The sequence below is a fragment of the Ensifer sp. Root1252 genome (assembly GCF_001425885.1).
Classification (GTDB): Bacteria; Pseudomonadota; Alphaproteobacteria; order Rhizobiales; family Rhizobiaceae; genus Ensifer; species Ensifer canadensis.
In genome coordinates this window covers 238,489-254,092 of sequence record NZ_LMDT01000001.1, presented here as the reverse complement: position 1 = coordinate 254,092, position 15,604 = coordinate 238,489, and the positions used below count along the sequence as shown (strand labels likewise).

General features: G+C 62.1%; 13 protein-coding genes. 8 read left to right on the top strand and 5 right to left on the bottom strand.

The annotated features are described in order from the left end of the window. The first annotated feature begins 5 nt into the window (after window positions 1-5). Window positions 6-905, top strand: coding sequence for a bifunctional methylenetetrahydrofolate dehydrogenase/methenyltetrahydrofolate cyclohydrolase FolD (gene folD / locus ASD02_RS01220; RefSeq protein ID WP_025425958.1), 900 nt, complete (start codon window positions 6-8; stop codon window positions 903-905). A 54-nt stretch (window positions 906-959) separates the two neighbouring features. On the opposite strand, the gene ASD02_RS01215 is transcribed toward folD, so the two are convergent. Beyond that, a complete protein-coding gene (locus ASD02_RS01215; RefSeq protein WP_025425959.1) occupies window positions 960-1,991 on the bottom strand; it encodes a substrate-binding domain-containing protein in 1,032 nt (343 codons plus the stop codon). Window positions 1,992-2,281: 290 nt separating this feature from the next. Between ASD02_RS01215 and ASD02_RS01210 the strand changes: the two genes are divergently transcribed. The 7 genes from ASD02_RS01210 (at window position 2,282) to ASD02_RS01180 (ending at window position 9,824) form a co-directional block, all read left to right on the top strand. After that, complete coding sequence (locus ASD02_RS01210; protein WP_025425960.1) at window positions 2,282-3,640, top strand: ABC transporter substrate-binding protein; 1,359 nt, start codon at window positions 2,282-2,284, stop codon at window positions 3,638-3,640. A gap of 139 nt (window positions 3,641-3,779) precedes the next feature. Further along, the gene (locus ASD02_RS01205) at window positions 3,780-4,790 is read left to right on the top strand and encodes a sugar ABC transporter permease (protein WP_025425961.1); all 1,011 of its coding nucleotides are present in this window, start codon (window positions 3,780-3,782) and stop codon (window positions 4,788-4,790) included. Window position 4,791: 1 nt separating this feature from the next. After that, window positions 4,792-5,940 (top strand): carbohydrate ABC transporter permease, encoded by a 1,149-nt coding sequence (locus tag ASD02_RS01200; RefSeq protein ID WP_057211547.1) that lies wholly within the window; start codon window positions 4,792-4,794, stop codon window positions 5,938-5,940. 23 nt (window positions 5,941-5,963) lie between these two features. Beyond that, window positions 5,964-7,622, top strand: coding sequence for an alpha-glucosidase family protein (locus tag ASD02_RS01195; protein ID WP_107026830.1), 1,659 nt, complete (start codon window positions 5,964-5,966; stop codon window positions 7,620-7,622). Between the two features lie 37 nt (window positions 7,623-7,659). Beyond that, on the top strand, window positions 7,660-8,748 hold the full coding sequence (gene ugpC, locus ASD02_RS01190; RefSeq protein ID WP_057211548.1) for a sn-glycerol-3-phosphate ABC transporter ATP-binding protein UgpC: 1,089 nt from the start codon (window positions 7,660-7,662) through the stop codon (window positions 8,746-8,748). A 133-nt stretch (window positions 8,749-8,881) separates the two neighbouring features. Continuing rightward, complete coding sequence (locus tag ASD02_RS01185) at window positions 8,882-9,292, top strand: hypothetical protein (RefSeq protein WP_025425965.1); 411 nt, start codon at window positions 8,882-8,884, stop codon at window positions 9,290-9,292. A gap of 166 nt (window positions 9,293-9,458) precedes the next feature. Beyond that, complete coding sequence (locus ASD02_RS01180; RefSeq protein WP_025425966.1) at window positions 9,459-9,824, top strand: GFA family protein; 366 nt, start codon at window positions 9,459-9,461, stop codon at window positions 9,822-9,824. A 97-nt stretch (window positions 9,825-9,921) separates the two neighbouring features. Here ASD02_RS01180 and edd read toward each other — a convergent pair whose 3' ends face one another. The 4 genes from edd to ASD02_RS01160 form a co-directional block, all read right to left on the bottom strand. Continuing rightward, the gene (gene edd, locus ASD02_RS01175) at window positions 9,922-11,742 is read right to left on the bottom strand and encodes a phosphogluconate dehydratase (RefSeq protein ID WP_025425967.1); all 1,821 of its coding nucleotides are present in this window, start codon (window positions 11,740-11,742) and stop codon (window positions 9,922-9,924) included. 177 nt (window positions 11,743-11,919) lie between these two features. Further along, complete coding sequence (gene pgl, locus ASD02_RS01170; protein ID WP_025425968.1) at window positions 11,920-12,618, bottom strand: 6-phosphogluconolactonase; 699 nt, start codon at window positions 12,616-12,618, stop codon at window positions 11,920-11,922. A gap of 8 nt (window positions 12,619-12,626) precedes the next feature. Beyond that, window positions 12,627-14,102 (bottom strand): glucose-6-phosphate dehydrogenase, encoded by a 1,476-nt coding sequence (zwf, locus tag ASD02_RS01165; protein ID WP_025425969.1) that lies wholly within the window; start codon window positions 14,100-14,102, stop codon window positions 12,627-12,629. 202 nt (window positions 14,103-14,304) lie between these two features. Further along, entirely contained in the window at window positions 14,305-15,591 is a 1,287-nt protein-coding gene (locus ASD02_RS01160; protein WP_025425970.1) for an FAD-binding oxidoreductase, read from the bottom strand. Window positions 15,592-15,604 lie beyond the last annotated feature (13 nt).

Below are 15,604 nucleotides of genomic sequence, written 5' to 3'. Positions count from 1 at the left end.
ATGCCGTGACGACTGTGATTGATGGCAAGCAGGTTGCCGCTTCGGTTATCGAGGCCGTGAAATCCGCGACACAGGCGCTCGAAACTGATGCGGGCGTGCGCCCCGGTCTCGCGGTCGTGATCGTCGGCAATGATCCGGCAAGCCATGCCTATGTCTCTTCGAAGAGCAAGATGGCCAAGGAATGCGGTTTTCAGTCGGTCCAGCACACCTTGCCTGAAGAAACGACCCAGGAAGATCTGGCGGCGTTGGTTGCCAAGCTCAATGCGGACGCCGCCATCCACGGCATTCTGGTCCAGCTGCCGCTACCGAAGCATCTGAACTCCGAACCGATCATCCAGTCGATCCTGCCGGAAAAGGACGTGGACGGCCTGCACGTCGTCAACGCCGGCAAGCTTGCGACCGGCGATCTCGAAGGCGGTCTGGTTTCCTGCACGCCCGCCGGCGCGATGGTATTCGTGCGCCAGACCCATGGCGAAGACCTTTCGGGCCTGAATGCGGTGGTTATCGGCCGCTCGAACCTTTTCGGCAAACCGATGGCGGCCCTGCTTCTTGCCGCCAATGCGACCGTAACGACGGCCCATTCGCGCACCAGGGATCTGCCGGCAGTCTGCCGCAATGCCGATATTCTCGTGGCGGCTGTCGGTCGTGCGGAAATGGTCAAGGCGGATTGGGTCAAGCCCGGCGCCACCGTCATCGATGTCGGCATCAATCGCGTGTCCGCGCCGGAAAAGGGCGAAGGCAAATCCAAGCTCGTCGGTGACGTTGCATTTTCCGAAGTGGAAAAGGTCGCGGGCGTCATCACGCCGGTACCGGGCGGCGTCGGTCCGATGACCATCGCCATGCTGATGGCAAACACCGTCATCGCTGCCTATCGCAAGGCGGGTCGCAAGCCGCCGCGCTTCTGATCAGCGCAAATTGGTATCCGTCGATATCTGACGCGCCGCCTCTGCGGCGCGTTTTCATTTCTGCGGAGCGGGGCCAGTCGAGGCGCGGACGATCAATTCGGCGCGCCAGAGTTCCTGGTCGGGATAATCGCCGCTCTTGAGGATGCCTGCAATCAGTCGGGTCGCGATGCGCCCGCCGGCTGCCCGGAGCGACGACCGCGTCGTCGTCAGCGGCACGCTGAAATTCTCCGGCTTCAGCATCGGCAGCACATCGTCATGCGCGATCAGCGAGATGTCGCGGCCCATCGCCAGTCCCGCCTGGTTGATCGCCCTGACGGCGCCAAGCGCCAGCACGGTGCTTGAACAGAGCACCGCGGTCGGCGCGTCGGGCTGCTGCAGGAAGCGCTGCATGCTGCGATATCCGTGTTCGTCGGTCATAAGCGAGTGGTGGACGAGGGTTTCGTCGAGGTTGAGCCCATGCTCGGCCAGCGCCCGGGCCATGCCCTTATGGCGGCGGATGGAAAAGGTCAGGTAGTCGGGTCCGTTGATCAGCGCAATCCGCTGATGCCCGAGCTGGATCAGCAGCCGTGTCGCGTCATAGAAGGCGCCGGTGTTGTCGATGTCGAGGAAAGGATAGTCCCGTGCCTCGCCGATCGAGCGCCCATGGACGACAAAGGGCATCGACAGCGATTTGAGCATCGCGATGCGCGGGTCGTTGGCGCGCATATAGGCGAGGAACAGTGCGTCGACGTTGCCGCTGGCGGCCAGGCGCTGGAAGGTCGCCTCCTCGTCTTCCGGCGCGCTCGGATTGAGCACGAAATGGAAGTCGTGCTTGACCGCTTCCTCGCCGAGGCCCGCGAGGAATTCGCCGAAATGCACGTCGGAATCGATGCCGGCCGCTATCGGCATGACCATGCCGATCGAATAGGCCTTGCCGGTAGCGAGGCGCTGGGCGGCCCGGTTCGGCCGATAGCCCGTTTCGCGCACGGCCTGCAGCACGCGTTGGCGGGTTTCCGCATTGACTTCCGGGTAGCCGTTCAGCGCCCGGCTGACTGTCGTCTGCGACAGGCCGAGCAGTTCCGCGAGCTGCTTGAGATTGACCGCCATGGTCAATTTCCCTCCCAAAGCGCTTTGAATATCCGTATGATTTTTATGGTTTGATCCAGCGCCCTCGAATTCTGTAACACTCGTTTTTCATCATACAAAGCGGAATTAGCCGACTTCGCGCTGCAAAAAGTTGCCGCAAAGCAAAATACTGTCGGCAGAAGGCCGGTGAATCGAAAGCTCTTGACTCCTGGAGTGTCGGAATGGTTTGTTAGCAAACTCAAAGCGCTTTGAATTTTGCGCGTTGATGATCTGCCCGGCGGGATCCGGGTTCATCTTGGGAGGAGAACACCGTGAAGAGATCATTTCTGTTGAGCGTGGCTGCGCTGGCGCTGTTTGCGGGCGCTGCCGGCGCTGCGGATCTGAAGTTCAAGCCTGGCGAAGATTCCAAATTCAACTGGGCGAGCTTCGAGGAATTCAAGAAGGGTCACGACCTCAAGGGGCAGACGCTGACGATCTTCGGACCCTGGCGCGGCGAGGACGAAGCGCTCTTCAAGAGCGTCTATGCCTATTTCGTCGAGGCGACCGGCGTCGAGCTCAAATATTCGTCCTCTGAAAACTACGAACAGCAGATCGTCATCGACACCCAGGCCGGCAGCCCGTCCGATATTTCCATCCTGCCGCAGCCGGGCCTGATTGGCGACTTGGCGTCCAAGGGCTACCTGACGCCGCTCGGCGATGATACTCAGAAGTGGCTGCTCGACAATTATGCGGCCGGCCAGTCCTGGGTCGATCTCTCGACCTACAAGGGCAAGGACGGTAACGCCGCCCTCTATGCCTTCCCCTACAAGATCGACGTGAAGTCGCTGGTCTGGTATTCGCCTGAGAACTTCGAGGACGCCGGCTACGAAGTGCCGAAGACCATGGAAGAGCTGAAGGCGCTTACCGAGAAGATCGCCGCTGATGGCCAGAAGCCCTGGTGCATTGGCCTCGGCTCGGGCGGCGCGACCGGTTGGCCGGCCACCGACTGGGTGGAAGACATGATGCTGCGCACGCAGCCGGCCGATGTCTACGACAAGTGGGTCAAGAACGAGATCCCGTTCAACGATCCGGCAGTCGTCGGCGCGATCGACGAGTTCGGCTGGTTTGCCAAGAACGACAAGTTCGTCGACGGCGGCGCGGCAGCGGTCGCGTCCTCCGACTTCCGCGACAGCCCGAAGGGGCTCTTCGCGTCGCCGCCGAAGTGCTACCTGCATCACCAGGCTTCGTTCATTCCGTCGTTCTTCCCTGAGGGCACGGTGATCGGCGAGGATGCCGACTTCTTCTACATGCCGCCTTATGACAGCAAGAAGGATCTCGGCAATCCGGTTCTCGGTGCCGGCACGCTGGCGATGATCACCAAGGACACGCCGGCGGCACGCGCCTTCATCGAGTTCCTGAAGACACCGATCGCGCATGAAGTCTGGATGGCGCAGACGAGCTTCCTGACGCCCTACAAGAGCGTCAACGTCGATGCCTACGGCAACCCGCCGCTGAAGAAGCAGGGCGAGATCCTGCTGAATGCGACGACCTTCCGCTTCGACGGCTCCGACCTGATGCCCGGCAAGATCGGCGCGGGCGCCTTCTGGACCGGCATGGTCGATTTCGTCGGCGGCAAGTCCGCTTCCGACGTTGCCGACAGCGTTCAGAAGGCCTGGGACGCCATCAAGTAAAAATGGACGACGGGCGGCGATTGCGCCGCCCGTCCTGTCCTTGGGTCCGTTGAACGCTTGGCGCGGCAGGGCCCCAACGAGAACGGCGACAATCGCCATGCCCTGCACGCAAAGTGCATTTCAGGGGGAGGGACATGTCATGCAACAGCTCGTCTTTGCCGTAGGAACGATGGTGGCCGGGGTTCTCGGCTGCGCCGCCTACTTCTGGGGAACCAGCTTCATTCTCGATCTGATTTTCCCATCGAAGGGGAGATCTGGTGTCGAGGCGTCGCGCAACCTGCGCATCACCAATGCCATCCGGCCATGGCTGTTTCTCGCCCCGGCGCTGTTCGCGTTGACGATCTACCTCATCTACCCCGTGATCATGTCGGTCTGGTTCAGCCTGCATGACCGCGCCGGACAAAACTTCGTCGGTGCCAGTAACTACGTCTGGATGCTGAACGACGGAGAGTTTCGCCAGTCGATCTTCAACAACTTCCTCTGGCTGCTGGTGGTGCCGGCGCTCGCGACCTTCTTCGGGCTGGTCATCGCCGCTTTGACCGACCGCATCTGGTGGGGCAACATCGCCAAGACGCTGATCTTCATGCCGATGGCGATCTCCTTCGTCGGCGCCGCCGTCATCTGGAAGTTCATCTATGATTATCGCGCCGAGGGCACGGAGCAGATCGGCCTCCTGAACGCGATCGTCGTTGCCTTCGGTGGCGATCCTCAGGCCTGGATCACGCTGCCTTTCTGGAACAACTTCTTCCTCATGGCCATCCTGGTCTGGATCCAGACCGGCTTCGCCATGGTGATCCTCTCGGCCGCCCTGCGCGGTATCCCGGAAGAGACGGTCGAGGCCGCCGTGATCGACGGCGCCAACGGCTGGCAGATCTTCTTCAAGATCATGGTGCCGCAGATCTGGGGCACGATCGCCGTCGTCTGGACGACGATCACTATTCTGGTCCTCAAGGTGTTCGATATCGTTCTGGCGATGACCAACGGGCAATGGCAGAGCCAGGTGCTCGCCAATCTCATGTTCGACTGGATGTTCCGCGGCGGCGGCGACTTTGGGCGCGGTGCGGCGATCGCCGTCGTCATCATGGTCCTCGTCATCCCGATCATGATCTGGAACATCCGCAATGCGGCCAAAGAAATGAAGGGGCACTGAGATGAACCCGGCGACACGCTCCCCTCTCACCTGGGCCGTACATCTATCTGTTCTTCTCCTGGTCGCCCTCTGGACGCTGCCGACCGCCGGCCTGTTGATCTCGTCGCTGCGCGACAAGGATCAGCTCGCGGTTTCCGGCTGGTGGACGGCACTGTCGACTTCGACCCAGAATATCGTCGCCCGCGCGCCGGGTGCCGATACCCAGGTCGAACGCGACGGCAAGTTCGTGATCTCGGGCGACGTGCTTGAAGGCACCTCTGCCGGTGAGGTTTCCGCCTTCGGCTTTTCGAGCCAAAAGCCGACCGCCTTCAAGCCTGGCGAAACTGCTGAGCTCAACGACGGCGAGAAGCTGACCGTCCAGGCCGATGGTAGCTTCGAGATCGTCTCGGACGCGAAGATGGAAGGCTCGCGCGGCCAGCGCATCTTCTTCACCGCCGCCGTTCCGCCGCGCTTCACCTTCGACAATTACGTCGAAGTGCTGAGCGCCGAAGGCATCGGCGCTTCCTTCATCAACTCGCTGACGGTCGCCATTCCTTCGACGATCATCCCGATCCTGATTGCGGCCTTCGCCGCCTATGCGCTCGCCTGGATGCCGTTTCCGGGGCGCGCGATCCTGATTGCGGTCGTCGTCGGCCTGCTCGTCGTGCCACTGCAGATGTCGCTGATCCCGCTTCTGAAACTCTATAACGGCGTCGGCGCCTTCTTCGGCGTGCCGGCCAAGACCTATGTCGGCATCTGGCTCGCCCATACCGGTTTCGGCCTGCCGCTGGCGATCTATCTCCTGCGCAATTACATGGCCGGCCTGCCGCGCGAGATCATGGAATCCGCACGCGTCGACGGCGCCAGCGACTTCGACATCTTCGTCAAGATCATCCTGCCGCTGTCGTTCCCGGCGCTGGCGTCCTTCGCGATCTTCCAGTTCCTGTGGACCTGGAACGACCTGCTCGTCGCCATCGTCTTCCTCGGCGCCGGCCAGGATGAACTGGTCCTCACCGGCCGGCTGGTCAATCTCTTGGGTTCTCGCGGCGGCAATTGGGAAATCCTGACCGCCTCCGCCTTCATCACCATCGTCGTCCCCCTGATCGTGTTCTTCAGCCTGCAGCGCTACCTCGTGCGCGGCCTGCTGGCGGGATCGGTCAAGGGTGGTTGACCTCACAGGGACTTCTGAACGGAATGAGCATGACTGAAATGAGCGAATCCATTTTGCAGGCCGACAAGGATTGGTGGCGAGGCGCGGTGATCTATCAGATCTATCCGCGCTCCTACCAGGACTCCAACGGCGACGGCATCGGCGATTTGAAGGGCATCACCGCCCGCCTGCCGCATGTCGCCTCGCTCGGCGCCGATGCTATCTGGATATCGCCCTTCTTCACCTCGCCGATGAAGGATTTCGGCTACGACGTTTCGAACTATACCGACGTCGACGGGATCTTCGGCAATCTCGCCGATTTCGATGCGCTGATCGCCGAGGCGCATCGGCTCGGTATCCGGGTGATGATCGACCTCGTTCTGTCCCATACCTCGGACCAGCATCCCTGGTTCGTCGAGAGCCGCGCCAGCCGGGCGAACGCCAAGGCGGACTGGTACGTCTGGGCAGACTCGAAACCCGATGGAACGCCGCCGAACAACTGGCTGTCGATCTTCGGCGGCTCGGCCTGGGCCTGGGATCCGACGCGGCTGCAATATTACTTGCACAACTTCCTGACCTCGCAGCCGGACCTCAACCTGCACAATCCTGATGTGCAGGAGGCGCTTTTGGGCGTCGAGCGCTTCTGGCTGGAGCGCGGCGTCGATGGCTTCCGCCTCGACACCATCAACTTCTATTTCCACGACAAACAGCTGCGCGACAATCCGGCGCTGGCGCCGGAGCGGCGCAACGCCTCCACTGCACCGGCGGTCAACCCGTATAATTATCAGGAACATCTCTACGACAAGAACCAGCCGGAGAACCTTGCGTTCCTGAAGCGGTTCCGTGCTGTCATGGACGAGTTTCCGGCAATCGCGGCGGTCGGCGAAGTCGGCGACAGCCAGCGTGGTCTCGAGATCGCCGGCGAGTACACCTCCGGCGGCGACAAGATGCACATGTGCTACGCCTTCGAGTTCCTGGCGCCCGACGCTCTGACACCGGCGCGTGTCGCCGAGGTTCTGCGCGACTTTCACAAGGCGGCGCCGGAGGGCTGGGCCTGCTGGGCCTTTTCCAACCACGACGTCGTTCGCCATGTCAGTCGCTGGGGCGATGGCGTTGCCGATCGCGACGCGCACGCCAAGCTGCTGGCAAGCCTGCTGATGTCGCTGCGCGGCTCGGTCTGCATCTATCAGGGCGAGGAATTGGCTCTCACCGAAGCCGAGCTTGCCTTCGAGGATCTGAAGGATCCCTACGGCATTCAGTTCTGGCCCGACTTCAAGGGGCGCGACGGCTGCCGCACGCCGATGGTCTGGGATAGCACTGCTGCCAATGGCGGCTTCGGCGATGCCAAACCCTGGCTGCCGGTGCCGGCCGAACACCTGAACCGGGCGGTCTCCGCGCAGAAGGATGACACCGCTTCGGTCATGGAGCACTATCGACGCTTCCTGCAGTTCAGAAAGGCGCATCCGGCCTTTGCCAAAGGCGAGATCGAGTTCCGCAGCACCGATGCGCCCGTGCTTGCCTTCGTGCGCAGCCACGGCAACGAGAAGCTCTTCTGCGCATTCAACATGAGCGGTACGGCCGCTACGGTTGATTTGCCGAAGGAGCCAGTGGAAGCGCTTGACGGCCATGGTTTTACGGCCGAGATCAAGAACGACAAGGTCAATCTTCCAGCCTGGAGCGCATTCTTCGCGCGGCTGGTTTGAGACAACGACAGACAAAAGAGACGAAGGGGAGGGTGCGATGACAGGTCTGACGCTTAAAGATATCCGCAAGTCCTACGGTGCGGTCGATGTCATTCACGGCATCAATCTCGACATCAAGCAGGGCGAGTTCGTCGTGTTTGTCGGTCCGTCCGGCTGCGGCAAGTCGACATTGCTGCGCATGATCGCGGGTCTGGAGGAGATTACCGGCGGCGACATGTTCATCGATGGCGAGCGCGTCAACGACGTGCCGCCGTCCAAGCGCGGGATCGCCATGGTGTTCCAGTCCTATGCGCTCTATCCGCATATGACCGTCTACGACAACATGGCCTTCGGCATGCGGATCGCCAAGGAGACGAAGGAGGAGATCGACCGGCGCGTGCGCGCGGCAGCCGATATCCTGCAGCTCACCAAGTACCTCGATCGTCTGCCGAAGGCGCTTTCGGGCGGCCAGCGCCAGCGCGTGGCGATCGGCCGGGCGATCTGCCGCGATCCCAAGGTCTTCCTGTTCGACGAGCCTTTGTCGAACCTCGACGCGGCGCTTCGCGTTGCCACCCGCATCGAGATCGCCAAGCTCAACGAGCAGATGGCGGACACGACGATGATCTACGTTACCCACGACCAGGTCGAGGCGATGACGCTTGCCGATCGTATCGTCGTGCTGTCGGCCGGCCATATCGAGCAGGTCGGCCCGCCGCTCGAGCTTTACGAGCGCCCGGCGAACCTGTTCGTCGCCCGCTTCATCGGTTCGCCAGCGATGAACGTCATCCCCGCGACGATCACCGCCACCGGCCCGCAGACGACGGTGAAGCTTTCTGGCGGCAAGTCGGTGACACTCGATATCGCCACGAACGCGTCGGAAAACGGCAAGACGGCGAGCTTCGGCGTGCGTCCTGAAGATCTCCAGACGGCCAGCGGCGAGGACTTCCTGTTCGAAGGAACGGTCGCCATCGTCGAGGCGCTCGGCGAGGTGACGCTGCTCTATATCGAGGGACTGGTGGAGAAGGAGCCGATCATCGCCAAGATCCCGGGCATCCTGCCCGTTCATCGCGGCGAAAAAGTCCGGTTCACGGCCGATAAGAACAAGCTGCATCTGTTCGAAGCCGGCGGCAAGAGCTACCGCGTCTGACAAAGACCACCATCGTTTGTCTTCAACCCGTCCGATTTTCGGACGGGTTTTTCTTTGCGAAGGCCCTCAATCTACCCTCTGTTAAATTTCTTCCTCTAGCCTGACGGGCAGGGGATACTAAGGGGCCTGTAGAATGACGACCGCGGCACCGGTGATGCAGCAACACTTCCTGAACAAGGAAGAATCTTTCATGTACGATCGCGAAACCACGTTCCCGATGGAGGACACGAGGAACGAGGCGCGGATCGAATATACCGAAAAGGGCATGACGCAGCTGAGCTCCCGCCGCTGCGAAATCATCAAGCTGTCGAAAAGCGGCGCGGTTCTGGGTATCCTGACCAAGTACCAGCTGCCGCAGAATTTCTACCTCGACATTCCAAGCGCCCGCATCCAGATGGTCGGCTGCCTGCTCAAGCGCGTGCACGCCAACAACATCGTCGAAGCGCGCTTCCTGCGGCTCCTGACCGATCGCGACCTCAATCGCATCTTCGTCTACAGCACCCATCCGAACCACCGGAACCGCACACTCGACATCTACCGCTGAACCGGCAAGCGTTCGTGCGGGTGCCCCGTCCGGCCGAGACGGACTGGCGGGCGATGCGCCTTTGCGGCCAGGGACACCGTATTTCGAGGCCTCCAAACTATGCTTGACATGGAGTGTGGGCGTTGGATTGTTGTCGCCTGCACGCCAGAAGCGAGGCAACCGATCGATGAAACGACCCTACCGCCTTTCCTGCCACTGCGGCGATATCTGCATCGAAGTCGATGAGGAGCTCTCGGGGCTGGTCGAGTGCAACTGCTCGACATGCCGGCGCACCGGCTTCCTCCACTGGAAGATTGACGGCAGCAAGATCCGGTTGATCACCGAGAAGCGTCGCCTTTCCACCTATGTCTGGCGCGGCGTGACTGAAGGTCATCACTTCTGCCCGACCTGCAGTGTGGCGATCATGCGCAGCGGCTACCCGAACAATCGCGTCTCGCTCAATGCGCGCTGCATCGAGGATATCGACATCTTCACGCTGGAGGTCGAGCGTTACGACGGTCGAAACGACATGTATCCGGGGCCGCTGAAGTAGCGCTCGTCTTCGCAAGCGCGGCCCGCTACCGGCGGCGAGGGCCGGCAGCGATAGCTCGATGGAAGACAAATCCTCCGCGGTGACGCCGAGGTTCGGCTCAGTTGAACAGCACGCTTGCTCCGTGGTCGGCCGAGCCGGCAATGGCGCGGAACGGTGCGAACAGCTCGCGCCCCATGCCGAACTCGTTGTCCGAGAGATCGGCATGGGCGGGAATGCGCGTCTTGAGCGCGATATCCTCGACAAGCACTTCGATCGTGCCGGTGACGGCATCGATGCGCACGATGTCGCCTTCCTGAATGCGGGCGATCGGCCCGCCATCCTTGGCTTCCGGCGTAACGTGGATGGCGGCAGGCACCTTGCCCGAGGCGCCCGACATGCGGCCGTCGGTGAGGATCGCCACGCGCTGGCCGCGGTCCTGCAGGATGCCGAGCACGGTCGTCAGCTTGTGCAGTTCCGGCATGCCGTTCGCCTTCGGGCCCTGGAAGCGCACGACGGCGACGAAGTCGCCTTCGAGTTTGCCGGCCTTGAAGGCGGCGTTCAACTCGCCCTGGTCATGAAAGATCTTTGCCGGTGCCTCGATGACGTGGCGGTCCGGCTTGACGGCGGAAATCTTGATGACCGCCTTGCCGAGATTGCCGGTCAGCATCTTGAGGCCGCCCGAGTGCTGGAACGGCTGGTCGATGGTGGAGAGTACCTTCGGATCGGCGCTTTCGGCCGGCGTCGGCCGGCGCTCGACACCGCCGTCGGCACCGAGGCGGACGTCGATCTTGTAGGCCTCCAGGCCCTGGCCGACGACGGTGCGCACATCGTCGTGCAGCAGGCCGCCCCGAAGCAACTGGCTGATCAGAAAGCCCATGCCGCCGGCGGCATGGAAGTGGTTCACGTCGGCAAGGCCGTTCGGGTAGACGCGCGCAAGCAGCGGCACGATGTCCGAAAGTTCGGAAATATCCTGCCAGGTGAGCAGGATGCCGGCGGCGCGCGCCATGGCGACGAGATGCATGGTGTGGTTGGTCGAGCCACCGGTGGCGTGCAGCCCGACGACACCGTTGACGATCGAGCGCTCGTCGATCATTTCACCTGATGGCGTGAACTCGTTGCCCATGGCGGTGATCGCCAGCGCCCGCTTCGTCGCTTCCTTCGTCAGCGCGTCGCGCAGCGGCGTGCCGGGATTGATGAAGGAGGCGCCGGGCAGGTGGAAGCCCATGATCTCCATCAGCATCTGGTTGGAATTGGCGGTGCCATAGAAGGTGCAGGTGCCGGGTCCGTGATAGGACTTGGATTCCGCTTCGAGCAACTCTTCGCGGCCAACCTTGCCTTCGGCGAAGAGCTGGCGCACGCGCGCCTTCTCGTCGTTCGGCAGGCCCGTCGTCATCGGCCCGGCCGGCACGAAGACTGCCGGCAGGTGACCGAAGGTCAGGGCCGCGATGACAAGGCCCGGCACGATCTTGTCGCAGACGCCGAGATAGACGGTGGAATCGAACATGTTGTGCGACAGGCCGACACCGGCGGCCATGGCGATCAGGTCGCGCGAAAACAGCGACAGTTCCATGCCCGGCTGGCCCTGGGTGACGCCGTCGCACATGGCGGGCACGCCGCCGGCAACCTGGGCGACGCCGCCTGCCTCGTGCGCGGCTTCGCGGATCAGCGCCGGATAGGTTTCGAACGGCTGATGCGCCGAAAGCATGTCGTTATAGGAGGTAATGATGCCTAGGTTGGCGACGCGATCCCCGGCGAGCGCCACCTTCTCGGCGGGGGAACAGACGGCAAACCCGTGCGCGAGGTTGCCGCAGCCAAGAACGCTGCGATGTGGGCCGCTGGACGCCGCACGACGCACCCGATCGAGATAAGGCTCTCGGTGCGGCTTCGAGCGCTCGACGATGCGGGCGGTGATTGCGGCAATGCGGGAATCGGCGGACATGGCAAATCCTGTTCCGGAGTCTTGAGACTCCTCATCTTCATCCAGTCATCGATCCGGAGCGTTGCCTGCTTGGGAGAACGTGCAGGCCACGCCCCGGTATGAGCTCTTTCAACGCCTTCGCGTTCCGGTGGGGCGCCACCGGTTGAAAGCGTCCTGAACCGGCCGGTGATCCGGCCGTTATGGCGCCCAGTATATTTGCAGCGGCGAGGCCGCACGGCGCAGCATGGTGCGGATCGGCATCTCGGCTTCGTCGCCGGGACCTTCCGCCTTGGCAAGCACCACCTTCTTGCCCTCGCCTTCGATGTGCAGGACCAGCAGCCTGGCATCGTGAAGGCTGGAGAAGGTAAAGGTCAGGCGCGGTTCGCCAGCACCTTCGGCTTCCATGGTGATCACGCCGCGCGGCGTCGTCGCGTCGATCGCCCTTGAAAGTTGCGTGCCGCCCGGGAAGAACGACGCGGTATGGCCATCCGTTCCCATGCCGAGCACGACGACGTCGAAGGGCGTGCCGATCTTTGCCGTCGCCTTGCTGGAGAGCCCGGCCGCATCTTCTGCCGAAGCGGCGGCGTGGTAAAGCGGTAGGAAATGCGCTTTCGCCGCAGGGCCTTGCAGCAAATTGGCCGTGACCAACGCGTGGTTGGAGCGATCGCTCTCCGGTGGAACGAAGCGTTCGTCCACCAGCGTGACCGTCACCTTGTCCCAGGCGATATCCTTCCTGGCGAGCGCCTGGAAGAATGCCTTGGGCGTCGAGCCGCCGGAAACGGCGATGCTTGCTGTGCCACGGGTGGCAATGCCGGTGGCAAGTGCGGCGCTGACGGCGTCCGCCAAGCCCTCTGCCAGGGCGGCGCCATTGTCGAATGTGTGAAGCGTCGTGCTCATTGCCTTACCTATATCGCATCGTGCCAGGTGCGGCCGTCACGCTCGATGAGTGCGATCGACTGGCTCGGACCCCAGGTGCCGGCGGTGTAGCCCTGCACCTGCTGTCCGGTCTCTTCCCAGGCTTTCAGGATCGGATCGACCCACTTCCATGCGGCCTCGACCTCGTCGCGGCGTACGAACAGCGTCTGGTTGTTGCGCACGACGTCGAACAGCAGCCGCTCGTAGGCGTCGGCATTGCGCACGTCGAAAGCCTCGGCGAAGCTCATGTCGAGCGAAACGTTGCGAAGGCGCATGCCGCCTGGACCGGGGTCCTTGATCATCAGCGACTGTTTGACGCCTTCGTTCGGCTGCAGGCGGATGACGAGCTGGTTGGCGGAAATGCGACCGGCACTGTTGTCGAAGATCGAGTGCGGGATCTGCTTGAAGGTAATAACGATTTCCGACATGCGGCCAGCAAGCCGCTTGCCGGTGCGGATGTAGAACGGCACGCCGGCCCAGCGCCAGTTGCTGACTTCGGCCTTGATCGCTACGAAGGTCTCTGTGTTCGAAACGCCACCTTCGAGCTCTTCCAGGTAGCCCTTGACCGGGCCGCCGGCAGAGGCGCCCGCGCGGTACTGGCCGCGCACCGTCACCTGCTCGACATTGGATGCATTGACCGGCTTCAGCGCGCGCAGAACTTTAAGCTTTTCATCGCGCACGGCTTCCGCGTCCATTGAGGTCGGGGCTTCCATTGCGACAAAGCAGACGAGCTGCAGGATGTGGTTCTGCACCATGTCGCGCAGCGCACCGGCCTTGTCGTAGTAGCCGGCCCGGTTTTCGAGGCCTACGGCTTCCGAAACGGTGATCTGCACGTGGTCGATATGGGCGGAGTTCCACAGCGGCTCGTAGAGCGCATTGGCGAAACGCAGCGCCATCAGGTTCTGCACCGTCTCCTTGCCGAGATAGTGGTCGATGCGGAAGATCTGCTCTTCGCGGAAGACCTTGCCGATCGTGTCGTTGAGCTCGGTCGCCGACGCCAGATCGCGGCCGATCGGCTTTTCGACGACGATGCGGGTGGTCTTGGTGATCAGCTTGTGATCGCGGATCTTCTCGGAAATATCGCCGAAGATCGCCGGTCCGACGGCGAGATAGAAGGCGCGGATACGGTCTTTGCCTTCTTCCAGGATCTTCTTCAGCGTATCCCAGCCCTGGTCGGACTTGGCATCGACGGAAACGTAAAAGAGGCGGGCGGTAAACTTCGCCACTTCCTCTTCATTGTATTCCGCCGGCCTCAGGTGTTCCTTCAGCGCATCGGCGGCGAACTTGCGATATTCTTCATGCGTCAACGCGGCGCGCGAGGCGCCGATGATGCGGGTCGGCTCGGTAATCTGGCCTTCCATCTGGCGGTGATAGAGCGCTGGCAGCAGCTTGCGCTCCGCGAGATCGCCGGTGCCGCCGAACACGACATAATCAAATGGTTCGACGGGAATGATCTGGCTGCTCATGGGATAATCTCGATCTTGTTCAGGTCAGGGACACATATAATCTAATCGATTTAAACGCGCTAGGGTGCGACGCAATAAAATGCTGTCGCACACGCTTTCTCATGCATGTCGCCCGAAAATATGCCGCGGTTTCGGGGCGACGACATGCACGGAAACAAAGATCTAATGCACATAGTGTGACACCATCCTGACACAACGTGCCTTAGAGCCTGTCGCGCAGCGCATACCAGCTGAGCGCCAGGAACAGAAGCGCCGATCGGAAGCGTGTTCCGCCCGGAAAAGCCGGTATTTTCAAGGCTTTCAACAGGTCGAGTTCCGTCGGTTTGCCCAGCACAAGGTCAGCGTAGAGCTTGCCACAATAGTTGGAAAGCATGACCCCGTGGCCGGAATAGCCGCCGATCGAGGTGACGCCCGGCATCACCTCGCGACAGAAGGGCGTCCGCGGCAAGGTGATGCCAACGGAACCGCCCCAGGCGTGGGTGATCTCGACATTGCCGAGTTCCGGATAGATCTCGCTGATCTGCCGGCGGATATGGGTGGAAATGTCGCGCGGATTGTCGGCGGTGTAGGCTTCGCGCCCGCCGAATAGCAGCCGCCCGTCTTTCGATTTGCGGAAGTAGCGCACGACAAAGCGCGAATCGTCGACCGATTCACCGCCGGGAAGCACGTTGGGGTGAGCGGAAAGAACTTCGGTCGCGCCGATGAAGGAGCGGATGGGCATCACATGGCTGGCGCTGACCGGCTCGAGATTGCCGATATAGGCATTGCACGCGACAAGCACCCGCTCAGTGGTGATCGTGCCGCGATCGGTAGTGATGACAACAGCCGTTCCCTTGCGCTCGATCTTCTGCGCCTTGGTCTGCTCGAACAGATTGGCGCCGGCAAGGGCCGCCTGCTTCGCCAGTCCGAGCAGCAGCTTCATCGGATGGATATGTCCGGTGCCGACATCGCGGATGCCGAAGTGATAGCGAGACGATCCGAGCCGGCTCGCCGTCTCCTCCCGTTCCATGAACGAGAGATGCGGATAGCCGAAGCGGGTCGCCATCGCCTCGACGTGGTCGCGATAATCCTTCTCCAGGCTCTTCTTGTGGCCGACGGAGAGCTGCCCCGGCATGAACTCGATATCGATGTCGTGTTGGCTGGCGAAGTCGAGCACGTGCCGCTTGGCGTTCTCTGCCATATCGAACAGCAGTTGTGCCCGTTCCTGGCCAAGCGTTTCCTCGGTCTCGTCGGCCCAGGCGCGCTGGCCGGTGCCGAACTGGCCACCGTTGCGCCCCGACGCGCCGTCGCCGAAGCGGCAGGCGTCGATGAGCGTGACATCGACGCCTTGCCGAGCAAGGTTGTAGGCCGCCTGAAGCCCGGTATAGCCGCCGCCGATAATGGCGACATCCGCCTTCCTCGATCCCGGCATCTGCGGATATTCGGGTCGATCGGGAACGGTTGCCTCATACCAGGAGAAACCGGGCGAGATCGGGCTTTGCCAGGGCATTGGACTGCCTTTC

What these genes read in the sequence shown, in the direction of transcription:
- ASD02_RS01215 (WP_025425959.1), bottom strand. Translation starts at nt 1,991, where the DNA reads ATGGCGGTCAATCTCAAGCAGCTCGCGGAACTGCTCGGCCTGTCGCAG.
- ASD02_RS01205 (WP_025425961.1), top strand. Translation starts at nt 3,780, where the DNA reads ATGCAACAGCTCGTCTTTGCCGTAGGAACGATGGTGGCCGGGGTTCTC.
- ASD02_RS01200 (WP_057211547.1), top strand. Translation starts at nt 4,792, where the DNA reads ATGAACCCGGCGACACGCTCCCCTCTCACCTGGGCCGTACATCTATCT.
- ASD02_RS01195 (WP_107026830.1), top strand. Translation starts at nt 5,964, where the DNA reads ATGAGCATGACTGAAATGAGCGAATCCATTTTGCAGGCCGACAAGGAT.
- ugpC (WP_057211548.1), top strand. Translation starts at nt 7,660, where the DNA reads ATGACAGGTCTGACGCTTAAAGATATCCGCAAGTCCTACGGTGCGGTC.
- ASD02_RS01185 (WP_025425965.1), top strand. Translation starts at nt 8,882, where the DNA reads ATGACGACCGCGGCACCGGTGATGCAGCAACACTTCCTGAACAAGGAA.
- ASD02_RS01180 (WP_025425966.1), top strand. Translation starts at nt 9,459, where the DNA reads ATGAAACGACCCTACCGCCTTTCCTGCCACTGCGGCGATATCTGCATC.
- edd (WP_025425967.1), bottom strand. Translation starts at nt 11,742, where the DNA reads ATGTCCGCCGATTCCCGCATTGCCGCAATCACCGCCCGCATCGTCGAG.
- pgl (WP_025425968.1), bottom strand. Translation starts at nt 12,618, where the DNA reads ATGAGCACGACGCTTCACACATTCGACAATGGCGCCGCCCTGGCAGAG.
- zwf (WP_025425969.1), bottom strand. Translation starts at nt 14,102, where the DNA reads ATGAGCAGCCAGATCATTCCCGTCGAACCATTTGATTATGTCGTGTTC.
- ASD02_RS01160 (WP_025425970.1), bottom strand. Translation starts at nt 15,591, where the DNA reads ATGCCCTGGCAAAGCCCGATCTCGCCCGGTTTCTCCTGGTATGAGGCA.